Raw genomic sequence first — 19,823 nt, 5'->3', positions numbered from 1 at the left:
TATAATTAAATTAATATTAATCAATATTAACACTTATTACTCAATAAATAAAGTTAAAAAACAAAACATAAGAGCAAAACCAATAGTATATTTTACCAACTAAATGTTTTGAAAAACTTATTTCATAAATTGTATATTTACAAAAATTCAATTTTATGGTTTTAAGTAGATTTTGGTTAGCAATTTTCGTTTCTTCTATTGCATTTATTATAATTGGTTTATTTACTAACAATTATTACTCTATAGATTATGTTTTAAATGGTAAACAAGGAGAACCAATTTTAATATCAGAAAAATATTTAAAGGATATTCCCCAATTTGTACAAGATTCAATCACCACATCAAAAAACAATACATTTATAGTTAAGACAGCCAAAACGGCAACAGACACAATTTACATTTACAACAAACAAACTGTAAAAATTTACAGCGGCATTCAACAATCTGATGGATTGTTACCTATGGCAAAAAGTAGTTTATTAGACTTAATATTACCATTAATTGCTTATCTATCCTTCTTTTGTGGCATCATGGAGTTATTAATCATTTCAGGTGCCTCTGAAAAATTAGCTAAGAAATTAAGCCCCATGTTTGCAAAAGTATTTCCTTCACTTCCAAAAGATCATGAATCCATATCTTATATGACATTAAATTTTGCAGCTAATTTCTTAGGGCTAGATTCTGCAGCTACTCCTTTTGGTTTAAAAGCTATGCAAAGTTTGCAAGAATTAAATGAAGACAAGGACAAGGCCAGTGATGCTCAAATCATGTTCATGTGTTTGCATGCGGCAGGCTTGACATTGATTCCAACCTCTATTATTGGTTATCGCGCTGCTGAAAATGCAGCAAATCCAGCTGACGTCATGTTACCTTGTATTATCACTTCTTTTGTAGGCACAATTGCTGCCTTTTTATTAGTTGGAATGAAACAAAAAATCAATTTTAAAAGTGTTTCGCTTTTAGCCGTTTTAATGGGATTAATTGGAGCTATTATTGGTTTGTTGTTTTATGTTAACACTTTAGACTTAATAGGTAAAAATTATTTTACAGCTAATTTATCAGGTGTTTTATTATTAGCCATTATTGGGTTTACTTTAATTTTTTCTTTTATTCATGAGAAAAAATTTAACGAACAGAAAACGACTATGTTTGACACCTTTGTCGTAGGGGCAAATAACGGTTTAAAAACAGGAGTAATGATTTTTCCTTATGTAATGGGAATGCTTGTTGCAATTTCTTTACTACGAAACAGTGGTTTATTCGAAATTATCAGCTACGGAATCTCTTTTATCTTTTCGCATATGGGTGTAACAAAAGAAATAACAGATTCGCTACCAGTAGCTCTGTTAAGACCATTTAGCTCAGGTGGTTCAAGAGGATTTATGATTGATGCCATGAGAACTTTTGGTCCTGATTCTTTCGCAGGACGTTTAAGTTGTATTTTTCAATGTAGTGCAGAAACCACTTTTTATGTTATTGCAGTTTATTTTGGTTCAGTGAGTATTAAAAACACGCGTTATACACTTGGCATGATGCTTTTAGTGGATTTAATCTGTGTAATTACTGGAGTTTTGGTAGCAAGTTGGTTTTTTTAGTTAGATGAAAAACTATTACTACATATTTGTAATTTTTATTTTATTTTCTTGTAAAAAAGAAGAGAAGAATCCTTTGATAGGTAATTGGGCAGTAAAGGAAAAATTAAACGATGAATATAATGATTATGAAAACTTTGGTTTAAATATCTTAAACGATAGTATACTTGAATATAAGTTTGGATTTTATGAAGATGTTCCAACAATAATGAAAACATTGAATTTTGACCGAAGAAAAACAGATATGAAAATTACTGCTTTACGTTTTCTAGGCACAAAAACAAAGTATAAAGTAAAAAATTCAACATTACAATTTTGGGATCTAGCAGATTCCATTTGGATAAAATATCAAATCAAAACACTAAACAACAATAATTTAATCCTAGAAGATAAAAATCAAAATAAATACGACTTAGTCAAAGACACTATTATTTATAATGATTCAACTCTTTATGACGCCATAATTGTTGACAGAGATCATATTGGTCTAGGATTAACTGGTAGAAACACAACTTATATCAATAGAAACGGAACAATGTATTTTAAAGGGTTAGGTTTTAACACTAGTGAAGATGATTTCATAACTCAACTAAATTCAAATATTATTAAACCAATATTTGAAAAATTTAATGAAATTGATATATTGAAAATGAAAGACAATTATCGATGTACTGCTCCAGATTCACAAAACAACTCGATAACCTTTGTTAAAAATGGAAAAATTATTAAAACTATACAAGATTGCACTAGAAGAGCTCCTATAGATTTTTATGCAGCTTATAATGAATTAAGTTATTTATATCAAAAAGTGAAGAATAAAATTGATTATAATTTTATTCTTGACAATCGTCTTCATTTTCCTTCTTTTGAAAACAGTATAGTACAACATAAAATATATAATTCTGAATTCTTTTTACTAGAATTAGAATTACAAAAAGGTAAAGAAACAACTATACCTTTTGAAACAAAATATACTTTATACTTTTCTTATAGAAATGGGAATCAAGGTTTTCTTTTTAGTAAAATAGAAACCGACGGTCGTTACTATAAATTCTACTACAATGACACTACCACAAAAACAATTGATATTGGCTACAATTTTATAGAAGCAAACCCTATAATAAGTTCTGAAAGAAAATAAATCATTTTTAGTTGATTTTTTTTTTGACAAATTAGAATTTCTCAAATCCTTTCACTTTCCTTAACTTTACAACTCTAAAAAATAACACGCAATGGATTTTATATACCAAGACCCTTATCCAATTGAAAAGGACGATACCCAATACAAAAAAATAAGTTCAGATTACGTCAAAGTAGAAAAACTAGGAGATAGAGAAATTTTAACTGTTGACCCAAAAGCACTAGAATTACTTTCCGAAGTTGCCATGAATGACGTCTCATTTATGTTACGAACCAAGCATTTAAAAAGCTTAGAAAATATTTTAAATGATCCAGAAGCAACTGATAATGATCGATTTGTTGCTTATAATTTATTACAAAATGCTTCGGTTGCGGTTGATGGAGAATTACCTTCATGTCAAGATACAGGAACAGCAATTGTAATGGCAAAAAAAGGTGAGAATGTGTATACAGGTGCTGATGATGCTGAATGGTTATCAAAAGGTATTTTTAATACTTATGAGAAGAAAAATCTTCGTTATTCTCAAATTGTGCCAATAAGTATGTTTGAAGAAAAAAATTCAGGTTCTAATTTACCAGCACAAATTGATATTTACGCAAAAAAAGGAAGTTCATATGAGTTTTTATTTTTAGCAAAAGGTGGTGGTTCTGCTAATAAAACTTTTTTGTACCAACAAACGAAATCACTTTTGAATGAAAAATCATTAGAAACTTTCATTCAAACAAAGATTAAAGATTTAGGAACCTCAGCTTGTCCACCTTACCACTTGGCTTTAGTTATTGGTGGCACTTCAGCAGAAGCTAATTTGGCTACTGTCAAGAAAGCTTCCGCAGGCTATTTTGATAATTTACCTACTTCAGGAAATATGGCTGGTCAGGCTTTTCGAGATTTAGAATGGGAAAAAAGAGTACAAGAAATTTGCCAGGAGAGTGCCATTGGAGCACAATTTGGTGGAAAATACTTTACCCATGATGTTCGTGTAATTCGTTTACCAAGACATGCCGCTTCTTGTCCGGTTGGATTGGGTGTATCATGTTCTGCTGATAGAAATATTAAAGGTAAGATTACCAAAGAGGGAATTTTTGTAGAACAATTGGAAACTAATCCAAAACAATTTTTACCAGAAGTAGCTCCTCATTTGCAACCAGCAGTAGAAATTGATTTGAACAGACCAATGACTGAAATTTTAGCAGAATTAACAAAATACCCTATCAAAACACGTTTAAAATTAAACGGAACTGTTATTGTAGCTCGTGATATTGCTCATGCTAAGATAAAAGAGCTGTTAGAGGCCGGTAAGCCAATGCCAGATTATTTCAAAAATCACCCTGTTTATTATGCTGGACCAGCAAAAACACCAGACGGAATGCCCTCAGGTAGTTTTGGCCCTACAACGGCTGGTAGAATGGACGTATATGTAGATGAATTTCAAGCTGTGGGTGGAAGCATGATTATGTTAGCCAAAGGAAACCGTTCGCAACAAGTTACTGATGCTTGTGCGAAGCATAAAGGTTTTTATTTAGGTTCAATAGGTGGTCCAGCTGCAATTTTAGCTCAAGATAATATTTTAAAAGTAGAAGTAGTAGATTTCCCAGAATTAGGAATGGAAGCGGTTCGTAAAATTACTGTTAAAGATTTTCCTGCTTTCATTATTACAGACGACAAAGGAAACGATTTCTTTGCAAATCTATAATTTCATCAAATATAAAAATGAAAGAGGCTACAATGTATTGTAGCCTCTTTGCTTTAATATAACTAACTTAACCTAAATATTTATTCTTTTATAAATTTCTTAGTTATTTTTTCTTTGTAAGTATTTAGCTCTACCACATAAATACCTCCATTTAAAGATCCTATATTTATTTGATCATTTTTAATCTGACCTTGCAAAACCAATTGTCCCATTATATTATACACTTTATAATCTTTCATTCCGTCATTAGAAATAACATGTAAAATATCTCCTTTAACAGGATTTGGATACATTACAAAATCAATACCTTCACTTGTTTCAGTAATAGTAGAAATATTAGAGATCAAGCCCGAAGTTCCTACACAAAAATTAGTTGATTCACTTGACCCAAATGAACCTCCACTTGCTAAAGTACTACCATTTGAAGTAACAGAATAACTTCCATTACCATAAGAACAACAAATACCATCTCCATAACTATCGTTAATTTTAAAAGTATAGCAACCAGCAGCTAAACATTTAGTAATCGTTAAAGAAGAACCATCAGCCTGACTTCCATAAGTTCCTCCTGATTCTACTACTTGATTGCTTGAATTTAAGATTTGCCAGCTAGTTTCTTCAGGATAATTATCAAATACAAAATTAATATTTACATTGGTACACGTAGGAGGGTTTATTGTACCTGTAGACAACATCACATCATCCACAGCCATATCACCTTGATAGGTTGATCCTGTAGTTCCATGAAAACGTAATTGCACTGTTGAACCTGTATAAGAAGATAAACTTACAGATGCAGAAAGCCATGAATTACCTTGATTTCCTGATTTTGACCAAATATCAGTCCAAGTTGAACCATTTGTACTAGCTTGTAGTTTTAATGTTCCCATCGAAGATGCTCCATACATATGATATTTAAAAGTAAATGTAGCTTCTGTAGCTCCATTCAAATTATAACAAGGAGAGTTTAAAATTGTTGTTTTAGTTGGACTATTTGGCACCGACGCTTCTACATAAACGTAATAAGTACCTTCAGCAGCACTAGATGGTCCTGTACCGCTAGAAGGAGTTCCATTTGCATCTACAATCCAATCGAAATCATCACCAGAACCTTGAGACCATGCTCCTAATGTATTTTCAAAACCCTCAGAATATGGAAATGAAGTAATAGTTGTAGAACATGTAGTACCTCCACCTCCATCGGAGTATTCAGAACCAATTCCTACTGCATAAAAAGCATTTGTAGTTGCAATTACTTCCGCTGAACTTGCCCCATACAAATCTATTGCTGCTTGAATTCCATAAGTTCTTGCATTCGCAAATGTTGAATTAGATGACAAATATACACTCTCTAATCGATAAGCTATTTTTGCCGCTTTATCGATAGATATTCCTGTAACATTATAACTATTCCCTATATCATTTGTTCCAGATTTTCCAACTGACAAAATGTAAAACCAATGATTTAAAACCCCACTATTTCTATGTACTCCACAATAATCATTTGATTGTGTTGGAGTTCCACAATTTGGATTACTCCAATATGTTCCACCATAAGTATCAGGTTGTCCTTCACTATTAGGATCACTCATAGATCGAAGTGCTGCATGGCCAGAACGACGCTCAATATCTTCTCCTATTAACCATGGACTTTTATTTGGAGCTGCATAATATTCAACTGCTGCTCCCCAAATATCAGAAAATGCTTCATTTAATGCACCAGATTCTCTCTGATATGCAAGATTAGCTGTATATGTACAAACTGCATGACCAATCTCATGTGCAGCAACATCTAAAGCTGTTAAAATATCAAAATAAGTACCACTTCCATCTCCATAAGTCATTCTAGAACCATCCCAAAATGCATTATCATAGTTTGAACTGTAATGCACATAACTATTTATAGCTGCTCCTGAATTATTAAAACTATTTCTACTATGAACAGCGCTCCAATAATCATAAGTTTTTTCAGCACCCCAATGCGCATCTAAAGCTCCATTGTCTTTATTTGCACTATGTTCAGCTGTTGTCCAATTATTGTCATTATCTGTAAAGTTTACAGCTGACCCATAACTAGTACCTGTATTTAAATCATAAGTATTAACACCACTTCCTCTAGTGTTATCTTTTAAAATATAGCTTCCTCCACTAAGAGTTGTTTGAATACTTTGACTACCACTATATCTTGTTGCGGCAGTTCCAGCAACTAATGCTTCAAATGTTTTAGTGATTTTTTCAGCGTTTTTATTTTCTAAACAAGTATGACTTTCTCCAAATAGATGTGCTGAACCATGTCCAAAATTTGTAGCATGTTTTATTGTTGCATTGTAAAACAAAACTTTACCATTTTTTGCATCTATATATACATCAGCTCTACTTACAGGGTTAGTAGCATAAATATCAAATTTATATGCCAATAATAATTCTGGTTGTGTACCTTCTATATAAACATCTTTTAAGTCTGGTAATAAAACTAATTCTCCTTGAGGCTTAGAATATCCAATTAAAGAAGCTTCTTTTGTATTGTCCCACAAAAATGAGCTACTTGATGTAGTTCTTTTTGCTAATTCTAATGCTTTAGCAACACTAATGGTAGGATTAACATTAATTGTAGATGGGTTGTATACTTCACCATTCATAGAAACAACTCTACCGCCTTTAGAATTGATTGTATAAGTCGCAAATTCTACTTTAACATTATTGTAAAATAATTGAAATTTTTCATGAAGCAAACCAAGATTATCTGTTTCTTCTTTTATCTTCTGAAAGGAAAACCCACTCTTAAGCTTTAAATTTTCTTTCAAAATACTTTGAAAATTAGAAGAAGATAATTTTGATCCTTCATTAAAGATGATTAAAGTTGGTTGGCCTTTTTCATCAAAAAATTTTTCTTTAACATTTCTATCTACTTCCTGAGCCTGAGATAGAAATGAAAAAGAAGTAAGCAAAGACAGTGCTAATGCTTTTTGTAATTTGTTTTTCATAATTGTCTGATTGTTAATAATTAGTTAAAAAAACAAATGTAACTTTTTTTTAACTCACACAATTACAGTAAAAATATATTTATTGTTAAATTTTAATAAATAATCATTTTATATTGCTAAAAAAGTAATGAAATTTAAAAATTATTCAATAAAAAGCACTAATCCTTTTAAATAATGCCCTTCTGGATGATATATATTTGTCGGATGGTCTGGACCTTGACCTAGTTTATGTAATACTCTAATATTTCTCCCTGTTTCAATAGCTGCTGCTGCAACCGTATTGTAAAACAAAACGTCATCAATCACTTGTGAGCAAGAAAAAGTAAACAATATACCTTTAGGCGCTAACGCTTTTATACCAGCAATGTTTAATCTTTTATATGCTTGCGTAGCTGTATGCTTACTTTTAATATTTTTTGCAAAAGCAGGTGGATCTAAAACAATTACATCATATTGTTTAGAATGTTCTTTCATGAACTCAAACACATCTGAAGCAACAGCAGTATGGTTAGAATCTGGAAAATTTAATTCCATGTTTTTTTCCGCTAAATCTACTGCCTTTTGAGAGATATCTACTGATGTTACTAATTCTGCACCAGAATTCATGGCATAAATTGAAAAACCTCCTGTATAACAAAAAGTATTTAAAACCTTTTTGCCTTTCGAAAAATTACCTAATAATTTTCTATTTTCTCTTTGATCTAAGAAAAAACCCGTTTTTTGCCCTTCTACCCAATTCACATGAAATTGAATATTATTTTCTTTAGCAATTGTTTGAGTATTTCCTTCGTATAAGAAGAAATCTTTTCCTGTTTGCGGAAGTGTTCCACTGCTTTTACAATAAATGGTTTCGCAAAATCCTTGAAATGTACTTTTTATAGCTTCAGCTATCGTTTCAACTTGCAAGTATATCCCAGAAGAATGGGCTTGAATAACCCAATTTTTATTGTAATAATCAATAATTAATCCAGGAATACCATCTCCTTCACCATGAATTACTCGAAAAGCATTGGTTACATTTAAATCCAGTAATTTTAAACGCAATTCCCATGCTGACTTTAATTTATCTTGCCAAAAATTAGCATCATAAACTTCTTTTCCAAAAGTTAAAAGACGCACTACAATACTACCTCTGTTACTAAAAAAACCAGTTCCCAAATGTTTATTTATATTATCAACAACATCAACCATTTCTCCATCTTCAATTTCCCTACTAACTCCATAAACAGCTCCACTAAAAACCCAAGGGTGACGTCTTAAAATTGATTTTTCTTTACCTTGCTTTAAAATTACTTTTGGATAACTCATATTTTAAAAATTAGCCACAAGACACGAATAAATTTCAGTGAATTGTGGCTTTATTATTTATTAATTTTCTTTTTTTTAACCTATATTCATTTCAGGAATATTTCCTTCGATAATCAAATTACCTTCTGTAGCTCTTTGTATTTCTTCCACAGAAACTCCAGGAGCTCTTTCTAATAATTTAAACCCTTTCTCAGTTACTTCAAGCACAGCTAATTCAGTAACAATTTTTTTAACACAACCAACACCTGTTAAAGGCAACGAACATCTTTTCAAAAGTTTAGATTCACCTGCTTTATTTACATGCATCATCGCAACTATAATATTCTCAGCAGAAGCTACTAAATCCATTGCTCCACCCATTCCTTTTACCATCTTGCCAGGGATTTTCCAATTAGCAATATCTCCATTTTCAGCAACTTCCATAGCCCCTAAAATAGTTAAATCTACTTTTTGAGAACGAATCATTCCAAAACTAAAAGCCGAATCAAAAAAACTTGCACCTGGTAAAGTAGTAATAGTTTGTTTTCCTGCATTGATAATATCTGCATCTTCTTCTCCTTCAAAAGGAAAAGGACCCATTCCTAAAACACCATTTTCACTTTGAAATTCAACTGAAATATCTTCACGAACATAATTAGCAACCAAAGTAGGAATTCCTATTCCTAAATTAACATAATAACCATCTTTTACTTCTTTTGCAATTCGCTGCGCAATTTGATTTTTATCTAAAGCCATAATATTATTTTTGTCTTACAGTACGTTGTTCGATTCTTTTTTCAAATTTCTCTCCTTGAAAAATACGATTTACCATAATTCCTGGAATATGTATTTCATTTGGGTCTAACATTCCAGCTGGAACTAACTCTTCCACCTCTGCAATAGTAATCTTAGCAGCACCAGCCATTACTGCATTAAAATTTCTTGCTGTTCCTTTGAATATCAAATTACCCGCTTCATCTCCTTTCCAGGCTTTAACAATAGCAAAATCAGCTTTAAAAGCCAATTCCATTACATGCATCTTGTCATTAAACTCTCTAGTTTCTTTTCCTTCTGCTACTTCAGTTCCATATCCTGCAGGTGTAAAAAAAGCAGGTATTCCAGCTTGAGCAGCTCTACATTTTTCAGCTAAAGTTCCTTGAGGCGTTAATTCCACCTCTAATTCTCCAGAAAGCATTTGCCTTTCAAATTCAGCATTTTCTCCTACATAAGAGGAAATCATCTTTTTTATTTGACGATTTTGTAATAATAGCCCTAATCCAAAATCATCAACACCAGCATTATTAGAAATACAGGTAAGATTTGTTATTTTTTTATTTACTAATTCAGCAATACTATTTTCTGGAATTCCACAAAGGCCAAAACCACCTAACATAATTGTCATATCGCTTTCAATACCTTGTAAGGCTTCACTAACATTTTTTACTGTTCGCTTAATCATAATTACTTTCTTTTAATTCAAAAATCGAATTCCTTCATATCTACAGCCTCAACATCTGTTGAATCTACTATAGTTCCAACAGTTGTACAGTCAACCCTAATAGATATCTTATCAGGTTTTTCAAAAGCTTCTTTAGAAATTTTTAATTCTTTGTCTTTATAACATTTATCCATAAACAAACCCCATATAGGTAAAGACATACAAGCTCCTTGCCCATAAAGTGTTCTTCTAAAGTGAGCTGCTCTATCTTCATTTCCAACCCATATACCAGCAGACAAATTAGGCACCATACCTATAAACCATCCATCTGAATTATTTTGTGATGTTCCCGTTTTTCCTGCAATTGGATTACTAAATCTATACTTATAAGAAGTTAAACCACTAACATTTCCACCTCTTAAACGTGCTCCAGTTCCAGATTCTGTAACACCCTCCATTAACTTTACGATAGCATAAGCTACATCTCTGTTCATAACATCTTTTGATTGTGGAATAACTTGGTCTAAAATCACTCCATTTTTATCTTCTATTCTAGAAATAAAAGTTGGCTTGATATATACTCCTTGATTCGCAAAAGTACTAAAAGCACCTATCATTTGATTTACAGTAATATCTACAGCTCCTAAAGCTATGGCTGGTGTAACTGGTATTTCAGAGGTAACTCCTAAATCTCTCGCCATGTCTACTACAGCTTGAGGTCCTACCCTATCCATTAATTTAGCAGAAACTGGATTAAGAGAGTGAGCTAGAGCTGTTTTTAAAGTTACCATTCCTTTATACTTCCCATCAGAATTAGTAGGTGACCATGCTTTTGAGATACCCCATTTCCCCTTTGGCATAGTAAATGGTCCATCAATAATTGAATCACATGGAGACATTCCTAATTGTTCTATAGCAGTTGAATACACGAATGGCTTAAAAGTAGAACCTACTTGCCTTGCTCCTTGAGCTACATGATCATATTGAAAATACTTGTGATTTATTCCTCCAACCCATACTTTAATGTGTCCTGTTTGAGGCTCCATAGCCATCATACCTGTTTGTAAAAAATGCTTATAATATCGTATTGAGTCTCTTGGTGTCATAATGGTGTCTTTTTCACCTTTCCAAGAAAATATTTTCATTTTTGTTTTTACTTCAAAAGATTTTAAAATCTCATCATCTGATTTTCCGTCCTCTTTTAAGATCCTCCATCTTTCCGAATTTTTCATTGCACTTTTAATGATTCTTTCTGTTTCTTCTTCATTAATTTTAATGAAAGGTGCATTTTTTTCTTTCTTGGCTAACTCAAAAAATTTTGCTTGTAAGATAGTTAGATGTTCTTCTACAGCTTCCTCAGCATATTTTTGCATACGTGAATCAATAGTAGTATAAATTTTTAAACCATCTCTATAAATATCATATTCAGAACCATCTTCTTTTTTGTGATTTTTAACCCAGTCTTTCATATATCCTTTTAGATATTCCCTAAAATAAGTAGCGATACCTTCATTATGACTTTCAGGTTTAAAATCTAAAACAACTGGCTTTTTTTGTAACTCTTCTTTTTTTGCCGTTTTCAAGAAACCACTTCTTTCCATTTGTCCAAGAACTGTATTTCTTCTATCTAATACTATTTTTTTTCTAGTATCACGATTAGGGTTATACAAAGATGGATTCTTCAACATCCCGACAAATACAGCAGCTTCTTCTGTGGTCAAATCTTTTGGTTCTTTGTTAAAATAAATTTTGGAAGCTGAACGAATTCCTATGGCCCCATTAACAAAATCAACTTGATTAAGATACATAGCAATTATTTCTTTCTTAGTGTATTGACGTTCTAAACGAGTTGCTATAATCCATTCTTTTATTTTTTGGATAATTCTAAGAACAATATTTTTAGATCCATCACTACCATGAAATAAATTCTTGGCTAACTGCTGACTAATGGTACTTGCTCCACCGCCTCTACCAAGCATTACTACAGCTCTTAAAGTACCTCTAGCATCAATTCCTGAATGTTCATAAAAACGCTCATCCTCAGTGGCTACTAAAGCATTTACCAAATCTTTAGGTAAGTCTTCAAAAGTTACTGGAACTCTATTTTGAGCATAAAATTTTCCCAAAACCACACCGTCTGCAGACATAATTTCAGTAGCTATATTAGAATCTGGATTTTCTAATGCTTCAAATGTTGGCATGGCTCCAAAAAAACCCCATGAAGCAAATAGAAATAGCAATACAATAAAACCTAATCCAAATAAAAAGGTTTTCCAAAAAAATTTTATATACTTTGAAAAGTTATTTTTCTCTGTTCTTTTTGTAGCCATATATTATTTTGTTTTTTCAATTCTAAATCCTACGTCAGTAACTCCATTTAATTCTTCAACACCTAAAACACTCCCTGTTTCTCTTAATGCCTGTTGAATTTCAATGGTATAATTTCCTTTTTGTTTAAACACAAAATTTTCTTGATACCACAATTTACTTTCTTTAATATCTGAAAAACCTTCACCCATAAGAGAACCATCAGGATTTGCCATAGCATATTCTAAGGTATCTATTTTAACCAAACTATCGGGTTGTTTCAGCGTAACTGTTACAAATAAATTATTAAAAGGATATTCGTTATTATTTCTAATACTTAAAAATAAATTATAGGGATTAATAGTGTCATTCTGATCAAATGTAAATCGAATCACATCTTCTTTTTTCCATTTACCATTTAAAGCTTTATACTCATCAAATACTCTTTCTTCATCACATGAAATAAAGAGTATTATAACTACCAGAAAAAGCCATACTACTTTACTCCTTTTTAGGACCATTTTTAAAATTTGTTGGTTTACGACGTTTTTTATTTTTATTGTTGTTTTTCTTCTTAGCCTTTTGATCAAAACGTGTCAAACTATCCTGACCAACCACATTTTGAAAATTCTTTTCTATTTCTTTTGTAGTTTCTACTACAAAATCTTCAATAGCAGAAACTCTAATTTTTTGCTTGTTTTGAGATAAAATTTCTCTTACATCTGCAACTGATAAAACATGCCAATGTGCAGGTTGGTTTTCATAAGAAAACCACATTAATTCTTTAAAAATATCTACTTTTTGACAGTTTGCATTTCCTTTTTCAGTATACAGTTTAGTATCTAAATCTGGAAACTCTTTTAACGCATCTAAATACGTATCTAATTCATAATTCAAACAACATTTTAACTTACCACATTGACCTGCTAATTTTTGTGGATTAAGAGATAATTGTTGGTAACGAGCTGCTGAAGTATTTACACTTCTAAAATCAGTTAACCAAGTTGAGCAACACAATTCTCTTCCACAAGAGCCTATTCCCCCTAAACGAGAAGCTTCCTGACGAAAACCGACTTGCTTCATTTCAATTCGAATGCTAAATTCTCTTGCAAAATCTTTTATTAACTGACGAAAATCGACTCTATCACTGGCCGTGTAATAAAAAGTAGCTTTAGAACCATCTCCTTGAAATTCCACATCAGAAATCTTCATTTCAAGATTTAGAGAAATAGCTATTTCTCTAGCTCTCATTCTTACTTTTTCTTCTTTATTTCTAGCTTCACTCCAAATATCAATATCTTTTTGAGAGGCTTTTCTATAAATTTTTGGAAGTTCACTATCAATTCCTACATTTTTCTTTTTCATTTGAATTTTTACTAATTCTCCTGCTAAAGAAACTATCCCTACATCGTGTCCTGGAGAAGCTTCTGTTGCCACAATATCTCCCATAGACAACGTTAATTTTTCAGGATTTCTAAAAAATTCTTTTCGTCCGTTTTTAAATCTTATTTCTACACAATTAAAAGGTTCTTGGCCTTGAGGTAAAGTCATATTGGATAACCAATCAAAAACTGTTAATTTATTGCAGCTGCCTGTGCCACATGATCCTTTATTGCCACATCCTTTAGGAATTCCATCTTTTGTGGTTCCTGTCGAACAGTTATTACATGCCATAATTTGAATATATATTGATTGCGCTTAAACAGCACTACTTGTCTAAAACGTATTTTGAGTGTAAAGATAATACAAATTTAGTTATCCTTTGGAACTGAAAATTAGCATTAAAACAAAAAACCCATTTACATTTTAACGTAAATAGGTTTTATAAAGTGTACTAATTCTATTTTTTATACTACTTTAATTGAAATAATTTTAACGGGACAGGCTTTTACTGCCAGTTCACCATTTTCAACAATTGTATGATTGGGTGATTTTAATGTATAAAAACCTTTAGAATCAATAGCGTTTAACAATACTGTTTTTCCATCCTTTTTTGACATTTGAAATAAATTAGGTGCCATTTCTACACAATAATTACACCCAATACACTTTTCTCTTTGTAAAGTAACAATGACCATTAATTCTCCACTATTTTATATATTTTATCAGACAAACGAATCCTGAAAGGTATTTTTATGGTACAATTATCTCCCTTCATTGCTTTTTCTGTATTTATATCATTTACATACATTTCCTCTAAAACTAACTCTTGTGTTCCTGTACTTGGTCCTGTAATTAAAATTTTATCTCCTATTTTAATATCATAGGCTTCAATTTTAAATTCTGCAATACTTGCTTTTGGAAAATAATGCATTCCTTTTCCAACATAAACCTTCTTCTGTGTAGCACTAGAACCTGGATTATCTGACCATTCTCCTAATTTTTGCCCTAAATAATAACCACTCCAAAATCCACGATTATAAACTGTTGCAAGATTTTTCATCCATGCATTAATCTTTTCTTTTGTAAAAGTTTCTTCATAGTAGGAATCGATTGCTTCTCTGTATGTTCTAATAACTGTTGCTACATAATCAGCAGCTCTTCCTCTACCTTCTACTTTCAAAACCTTAATCCCCGAATCAATTACCTGATCTAAGAAATCTAGTGTACATAAATCTTTAGGAGACATCATATATTCATTATCAATCTCTATTTCAAAACCACTTTCTTGATCAATAACAGTATATTTTTTTCTGCAATTTTGCTTACAAGCCCCTCTATTTGCTGATGAATTATGTGAGTGTAAACTTAAATAACATTTTCCTGAAACAGCCATACATAGAGCTCCATGACCAAAGATTTCAATTTCTACCAAATTTCCACTTGGCCCTTTGATTTGTTCTTTTTCTATATCATCTGTAATCTTTTTTACTTGGCGTAAACTTAACTCTCTTGATAATACAATAGTGTCAGCAAACATTGCATAAAATTTTACTGTTTCAATATTTGTAACGTTCAATTGGGTTGAAATATGCACTTCAATCTCCATTGTTTTTGCTATCATTATCACTGCTTGGTCCGAAGCTATAACAGCTGTAATCCCAGCTTCTTTTGCTTTTGCTAACAATGTTTTTACAATTGATAAATCGTGGTCGTAAATAATAGTATTTAAAGTTAGATAGGTTCTCACCTTCTTTTCATTACATCTCCTAGCAATTTCTGGTAAATCGTCTAAAGCAAAATTTACAGTTGCACGAGCTCTCATATTTAATTGATCTATTCCAAAATAAACGGAATCACAACCATTATCTAAAGATGCCTGTAATGATTCAAAATTACCAGCAGGAGCCATCAACTCTATTCTTCCAGAAGTAGTCATTAGCTTATTCTTTTAAATAATTTATCTGATAAGCGTACTCTAAACGGCACTTCAAAAGTAACTTTATCTCCTGGTTTAGCGTCAGTGATTTCTTTTCCGTTTACCAACATTTTTTCTAATATTAATTCTTGATTTCCTGTAGTTGGTCCAGAAATAAGAATTTTATCACCTATATTCAATTCGTGATTTTCAATTAAAAACTGAGCTACTTTTGCTTTTACAAAATAATGTTCGGCTTTACCTAACAAAACTTTTTTAATTTTTACGTGTTCGCGAATGGGTTTTGCTTTTGGAACTACATCTAAAGCTACGTCAGATAATTCTCCAGAATGTTTGAACTTTAAATTTTCTGATTTTCCTTTTCTAAACACTTTATTTCCTACTTGCTTACCTTTTCTTAGCTTTACTTGCTCTACTAAAGGTAAATGTGTAATTTCTAAACATTCGGTAGAACAACAGTTTTCCATAGTTGCTTTACAATCGTCACATTGAATAAACAATAAATGACATCCATCATTAGCGCAATTAGTGTGATTATCACAGGGTTTTCCACATTGATGACATTGAGACACAATATCATCTGTAATTCTTTCTCCTAATCTATTATCAAAAACGAAATTTTTACCTATAAACTTACTTTCTAAACCTTCATCCTTGACTTGTTTGGCATAATTAATAATACCTCCTTCTAATTGGTACACATTTTTAAACCCTTGATGTTTGTAATAAGCAGAAGCTTTTTCACAACGAATACCACCTGTGCAATACATCACAAGGTTTTTGGTCTCTTTAAAGTCTTTAAGCTGTTCATTAATAATAGGTAAACTTTCTCTAAAGGTTTCTACATCTGGAGTAATGGCTCCCTTAAAGTGACCTACTTCACTTTCATAATGATTTCTAAAATCAACTACAATAGTATTTGGATCTTCAAGGATTTCGTTAAACTCTTTGGCTTTTAAATGGACTCCTTTTTTGGTAACATCAAATGTTTCATCATTTAAGCCATCGGCTACAATTTTATGACGCACTTTGATAGTTAGTTTTAAGAACGAATGATCGTCTTGTTCCACAGCCACATTCAAACGAATGTCTTTCATAAAATCATACGCTTCGAGAGTCTCTCTAAAAGCTTCAAAATAATCAGCAGGAACACTCATTTGTGCATTAATTCCTTCATAAGCTACATAGATTCTCCCAAGAGCATCTAAAGGATTCCAAGCAAGAAATAAATCGTTACGAAATTGTTGTGGGTCTTTAATTTTGGCATACGCATAGAAAGACAATGTAAGACGTTGTTTGCCAGCTTGATCAATAAGCTCTGCTCTTTCTTCTGCGCTTAAGGTGTTATACAGTTGCATGCTATAAACGTTTTAAGAGGCGTAACAGATTACGCCTGTACAGATTATTATTTTAACGAACTCTAAATGGAAGAATTCGTGACAAAGATAACACTTATTTTAAAATGGGTCAAGCCCAAAAATAAATACGCAATACACATTGCAACATACTAAAACTTCTAGAAAAGCAAATCGTTTTTCGCTGCAATCGCTTTAAATGAGTTCGCATAGTAAGATTGTTTCTTTCAATTTGGTTAGTGCCAAAACGTTTTACTTTGTGAACTACTGTTTCCAATAAAGATTTATAATGTACCAAACCATCTGTATAAATGGCTTTTGGAGTTGAAAGTAATAATGAATTAGTTATATACTGGATGGTTCTTTTGGTTCTCCTTCCTAGACTGAAACTAACCACACGTTTCGTTTTTCTTTCCAAAGCATATACGATCCATATGGGTTTGTCTTTTCGCTTTAAATAACAACGCATTTCATCTACTTCATAGATCTTATTCTTATAAAAAATAGGATTAGGAATCTTTTTTGCAATGGCAATAATTCTTTTTAAAACGGTAGTCGTTGCAATTTGTAACACTCTTGCTGTGCTTCTTATTCCTAAACCTTCTTTTATAAATTGAATTATTTTAGCATTTGTATTTAGTTTATAGGCTTTGTAACAATAAAAATCGATACTTCTTTTATAGCAATTTTTACAATAAAACTGTTGCTTTTTATTTTTGGTAAAGCCATTTTTGATTAAGTTTTTAGTGTTACAATGAGGGCAAATATCAGTATCACTAATTCTAATACACGAGATTGACTTTTTTATCATTTTCTTTGTTTTAAGAACTTTAAACATAAAAAAAGATGAACTATATAGCTCATCTTTTTTACAATTATTTTTAATTTTTATTGATTATCAATCTGTTAGATAACTAAAAAACATGTTTCACTAACTCTGAAACATTACCGCATAACTATCTGCCTCTACACTAGCCTCAACATCCCATTCCTTTGTTTCCTTATTTTGTGTATAATATTTGCCATTATTATATCTATATGTATTCCCTCCATCATTAATGTCAATCCACATACCATCAGGGTCAATAAAGTAAACAGGATTGTTCATTGCGTAAGTGTACGGAGACCATCTACGTCCTTTTTCAGCTAAAGGGTCAATGTTCATCCATCTACCTAGTGCAGGATCATAATTCCTAGCCCCATAGTCATACATATTCAATCCCAGCTCCGTTTGCAGTTCTTTACCGTTGTATTTATACTGGTAATTAGGCAATTTTAATAGTAAAAACACTTATCTTTTGCTCCATTCTTCAAAACTAAAAACAACTTTTTATTTTTAATAACATATTGCTCAAAACCATTATAAACTGTATATTTTGTATTAGGCAAAATTGAATCAGTTTGAATATTAAAGCCTTCATTATTAATAAAAAAATCAGATTTTAAAGTCAATTTATTTTTTGACAAAAACCATTTCCCTTCAATTGTATCATTCATGTAAGAAATAAGTCTAAACTTATCATCTTTTTCTATAAAAAGTGTATATTCTGGCTTACCATATAAAATACAATTTGATACATAACTCTTTTTTAAAGTTGTTTTACATGAAACAAAAACAAAAAAAATTAAAATAATATTTCTCATCTTACCTATTGTTTATCTTTTTTCCATAATAATATGTTTGACCATTCACTCTAAAAGCTTGAATATATCCTCTAGCAATTTTTTGTAGCTCTGAAGGATTATTTATTTTACTATTTATTAAAGATGTATTTCTAAAATCGTAAGGGCCATTAGGTAATCTATCGTAAGCACTATTTAGAGTACCATTAAAACTTTCACCAAAAAGAGCGCCTCTATTATAAGCAATTATCTCATCTTGTTTGTCGTAAAATAAATTTGTGTAAAGTACATTTGGTATTCTCTTTCCTACGCTAAACTCACCTTTTTCAAATTGATAAGCATGCTTTAATTCATGTGCAAATAATCCTATACTAGTTCCTGAAGAGATCGAAATCTCGACATTTCCATTAGCAAAATTAAATGTTGTATAATTTTTTGTTGAACTCGTACCTGTTGCAAAGTCTCTTTGTGTTCCCCCAGAGTCATATACTAAATCATAAACTTGAGTTGAATTTTCTAATTCAGTTATTTCTTTACTAACTGTATTTAACTCTTCGTTTTGTTTACTAAGCCTTTTTATTTTCTTGGTTAATGATTTTTCACTTTGAAGCCATCCATACTTACCAGAAGCAATTGTTTTTTTTGCATTTTCAATTGACTCATTATTAGAATCTTGCATTGAGTTTATTTTAGCTGTTAACTTATCAATCCACTCTTGCATTGCCTCAGTAAATTCGTTACCATCGACATCTATATTACTAACAGGATTATTACCAGCGTAATGATAAGGAGAATAAGTAATAAATTTTTCGGCTAAATTATCAATATTCATCCATCTACCTAAAGCAGGGTCATAATTCCTAGCTCCGTAATCGTACATATTCAGTCCTAGTTCCGTTTGCAGTTCTTTACCGTTGTATTTATAATTGTAATTAGGTTGTGAGTTATTAGCATTATACCCACTATGCTTTAGTCCAAAAGGATAATAATGGTTTTCTTCTAAAATAGGACTGGTATAATAGTCATTACAAAATGTTTGAGGACTTCCATCTCTTCCTATTTGTGTGAAACATTCTTGCATATG

Annotated in this window: 16 protein-coding genes and 1 pseudogene; 3 read left to right on the top strand and 14 right to left on the bottom strand. The window is 31.4% G+C overall.

The window, feature by feature from the left end; all coding sequences use genetic code 11:
• The first annotated feature begins 155 nt into the window (after nt 1-155).
• The 3 genes from FIA58_RS14810 to FIA58_RS14800 all read left to right on the top strand — a co-directional run bounded on the left by FIA58_RS14810 (nt 156) and on the right by FIA58_RS14800 (nt 4,426).
• Entirely contained in the window at nt 156-1,595 is a 1,440-nt protein-coding gene (locus tag FIA58_RS14810) for a nucleoside recognition domain-containing protein (protein WP_140963271.1), read from the top strand.
• A 4-nt stretch (nt 1,596-1,599) separates the two neighbouring features.
• Nucleotides 1,600-2,733 (top strand): DUF6438 domain-containing protein, encoded by a 1,134-nt coding sequence (locus FIA58_RS14805; RefSeq protein WP_140963270.1) that lies wholly within the window; start codon nt 1,600-1,602, stop codon nt 2,731-2,733.
• A gap of 91 nt (nt 2,734-2,824) precedes the next feature.
• The gene (locus tag FIA58_RS14800) at nt 2,825-4,426 is read left to right on the top strand and encodes a fumarate hydratase (RefSeq protein ID WP_140963269.1); all 1,602 of its coding nucleotides are present in this window, start codon (nt 2,825-2,827) and stop codon (nt 4,424-4,426) included.
• 80 nt (nt 4,427-4,506) lie between these two features.
• Here the strand turns inward: FIA58_RS14800 and FIA58_RS14795 are convergent, their stop codons facing one another.
• From FIA58_RS14795 to FIA58_RS14730, 14 genes and pseudogenes are all read right to left on the bottom strand, one after another.
• Nucleotides 4,507-7,410, bottom strand: coding sequence for a M4 family metallopeptidase (locus tag FIA58_RS14795; protein ID WP_140963268.1), 2,904 nt, complete (start codon nt 7,408-7,410; stop codon nt 4,507-4,509).
• Nucleotides 7,411-7,551: 141 nt separating this feature from the next.
• A complete protein-coding gene (locus FIA58_RS14790; protein WP_140963267.1) occupies nt 7,552-8,718 on the bottom strand; it encodes a class I SAM-dependent rRNA methyltransferase in 1,167 nt (388 codons plus the stop codon).
• 75 nt (nt 8,719-8,793) lie between these two features.
• Nucleotides 8,794-9,453, bottom strand: a complete 660-nt coding sequence (locus tag FIA58_RS14785) for a CoA transferase subunit B (protein ID WP_140963266.1) — start codon at nt 9,451-9,453, stop codon at nt 8,794-8,796.
• Nucleotides 9,454-9,457: 4 nt separating this feature from the next.
• Entirely contained in the window at nt 9,458-10,156 is a 699-nt protein-coding gene (locus FIA58_RS14780) for a CoA transferase subunit A (RefSeq protein WP_140963265.1), read from the bottom strand.
• Nucleotides 10,157-10,173: 17 nt separating this feature from the next.
• Nucleotides 10,174-12,465: a transglycosylase domain-containing protein gene (locus FIA58_RS14775; RefSeq protein WP_140963264.1), complete on the bottom strand. Its 2,292-nt coding sequence runs from the start codon at nt 12,463-12,465 to the stop codon at nt 10,174-10,176.
• A gap of 3 nt (nt 12,466-12,468) precedes the next feature.
• A complete protein-coding gene (locus FIA58_RS14770) occupies nt 12,469-12,963 on the bottom strand; it encodes a gliding motility lipoprotein GldH (protein WP_140963263.1) in 495 nt (164 codons plus the stop codon).
• A complete protein-coding gene (locus FIA58_RS14765; protein WP_140963262.1) occupies nt 12,944-14,116 on the bottom strand; it encodes a PSP1 domain-containing protein in 1,173 nt (390 codons plus the stop codon). Before FIA58_RS14765 ends, FIA58_RS14770 begins: the two co-directional genes overlap by 20 nt.
• Nucleotides 14,117-14,289: 173 nt before the next feature.
• Nucleotides 14,290-14,520, bottom strand: coding sequence for a ferredoxin (locus FIA58_RS14760; protein WP_140963261.1), 231 nt, complete (start codon nt 14,518-14,520; stop codon nt 14,290-14,292).
• Nucleotides 14,520-15,761, bottom strand: a complete 1,242-nt coding sequence (locus FIA58_RS14755; protein ID WP_140963260.1) for a peptidase U32 family protein — start codon at nt 15,759-15,761, stop codon at nt 14,520-14,522. The genes FIA58_RS14760 and FIA58_RS14755 overlap by 1 nt, the downstream gene beginning before the upstream one ends.
• Nucleotides 15,761-17,119 carry an oxygen-dependent tRNA uridine(34) hydroxylase TrhO gene (gene trhO / locus FIA58_RS14750; protein ID WP_140963259.1) on the bottom strand — a complete coding sequence of 453 codons (1,359 nt, stop codon included), beginning with the start codon at nt 17,117-17,119 and terminating at the stop codon, nt 15,761-15,763. Before trhO ends, FIA58_RS14755 begins: the two co-directional genes overlap by 1 nt.
• Before the next feature lie 109 nt (nt 17,120-17,228).
• Entirely contained in the window at nt 17,229-17,927 is a 699-nt protein-coding gene (locus FIA58_RS14745; RefSeq protein WP_140963258.1) for an IS1 family transposase, read from the bottom strand.
• 258 nt (nt 17,928-18,185) lie between these two features.
• Nucleotides 18,186-18,380 (bottom strand): annotated as a pseudogene (locus FIA58_RS14740) (RHS repeat-associated core domain-containing protein); the annotation flags it as partial.
• 11 nt (nt 18,381-18,391) lie between these two features.
• Nucleotides 18,392-18,760, bottom strand: coding sequence for a hypothetical protein (locus FIA58_RS14735; protein ID WP_140963257.1), 369 nt, complete (start codon nt 18,758-18,760; stop codon nt 18,392-18,394).
• A gap of 1 nt (nt 18,761) precedes the next feature.
• A partial coding sequence (locus tag FIA58_RS14730) for an RHS repeat domain-containing protein (protein WP_140963256.1) occupies nt 18,762-19,823 on the bottom strand: 1,062 nt, incomplete at its 5' end.

Source organism: Flavobacterium jejuense (assembly GCF_006491595.2).
Lineage (GTDB): Bacteria > Bacteroidota > Bacteroidia > Flavobacteriales > Flavobacteriaceae > Flavobacterium > Flavobacterium jejuense.
This window is presented reverse-complemented; position numbering and strand designations above follow the sequence as displayed.

Coding starts and splice junctions, on each gene's coding strand:
- FIA58_RS14735 (WP_140963257.1), bottom strand. CDS start 18,760: ATGAGAAATATTATTTTAATTTTTTTTGTTTTTGTTTCATGTAAAACA.
- FIA58_RS14805 (WP_140963270.1), top strand. CDS start 1,600: ATGAAAAACTATTACTACATATTTGTAATTTTTATTTTATTTTCTTGT.
- FIA58_RS14795 (WP_140963268.1), bottom strand. CDS start 7,410: ATGAAAAACAAATTACAAAAAGCATTAGCACTGTCTTTGCTTACTTCT.
- FIA58_RS14785 (WP_140963266.1), bottom strand. CDS start 9,453: ATGGCTTTAGATAAAAATCAAATTGCGCAGCGAATTGCAAAAGAAGTA.
- FIA58_RS14780 (WP_140963265.1), bottom strand. CDS start 10,156: ATGATTAAGCGAACAGTAAAAAATGTTAGTGAAGCCTTACAAGGTATT.
- FIA58_RS14800 (WP_140963269.1), top strand. CDS start 2,825: ATGGATTTTATATACCAAGACCCTTATCCAATTGAAAAGGACGATACC.
- FIA58_RS14760 (WP_140963261.1), bottom strand. CDS start 14,520: ATGGTCATTGTTACTTTACAAAGAGAAAAGTGTATTGGGTGTAATTAT.
- FIA58_RS14775 (WP_140963264.1), bottom strand. CDS start 12,465: ATGGCTACAAAAAGAACAGAGAAAAATAACTTTTCAAAGTATATAAAA.
- trhO (WP_140963259.1), bottom strand. CDS start 17,119: ATGCAACTGTATAACACCTTAAGCGCAGAAGAAAGAGCAGAGCTTATT.
- FIA58_RS14765 (WP_140963262.1), bottom strand. CDS start 14,116: ATGGCATGTAATAACTGTTCGACAGGAACCACAAAAGATGGAATTCCT.
- FIA58_RS14810 (WP_140963271.1), top strand. CDS start 156: ATGGTTTTAAGTAGATTTTGGTTAGCAATTTTCGTTTCTTCTATTGCA.
- FIA58_RS14790 (WP_140963267.1), bottom strand. CDS start 8,718: ATGAGTTATCCAAAAGTAATTTTAAAGCAAGGTAAAGAAAAATCAATT.
- FIA58_RS14755 (WP_140963260.1), bottom strand. CDS start 15,761: ATGACTACTTCTGGAAGAATAGAGTTGATGGCTCCTGCTGGTAATTTT.
- FIA58_RS14745 (WP_140963258.1), bottom strand. CDS start 17,927: ATGATAAAAAAGTCAATCTCGTGTATTAGAATTAGTGATACTGATATT.
- FIA58_RS14770 (WP_140963263.1), bottom strand. CDS start 12,963: ATGGTCCTAAAAAGGAGTAAAGTAGTATGGCTTTTTCTGGTAGTTATA.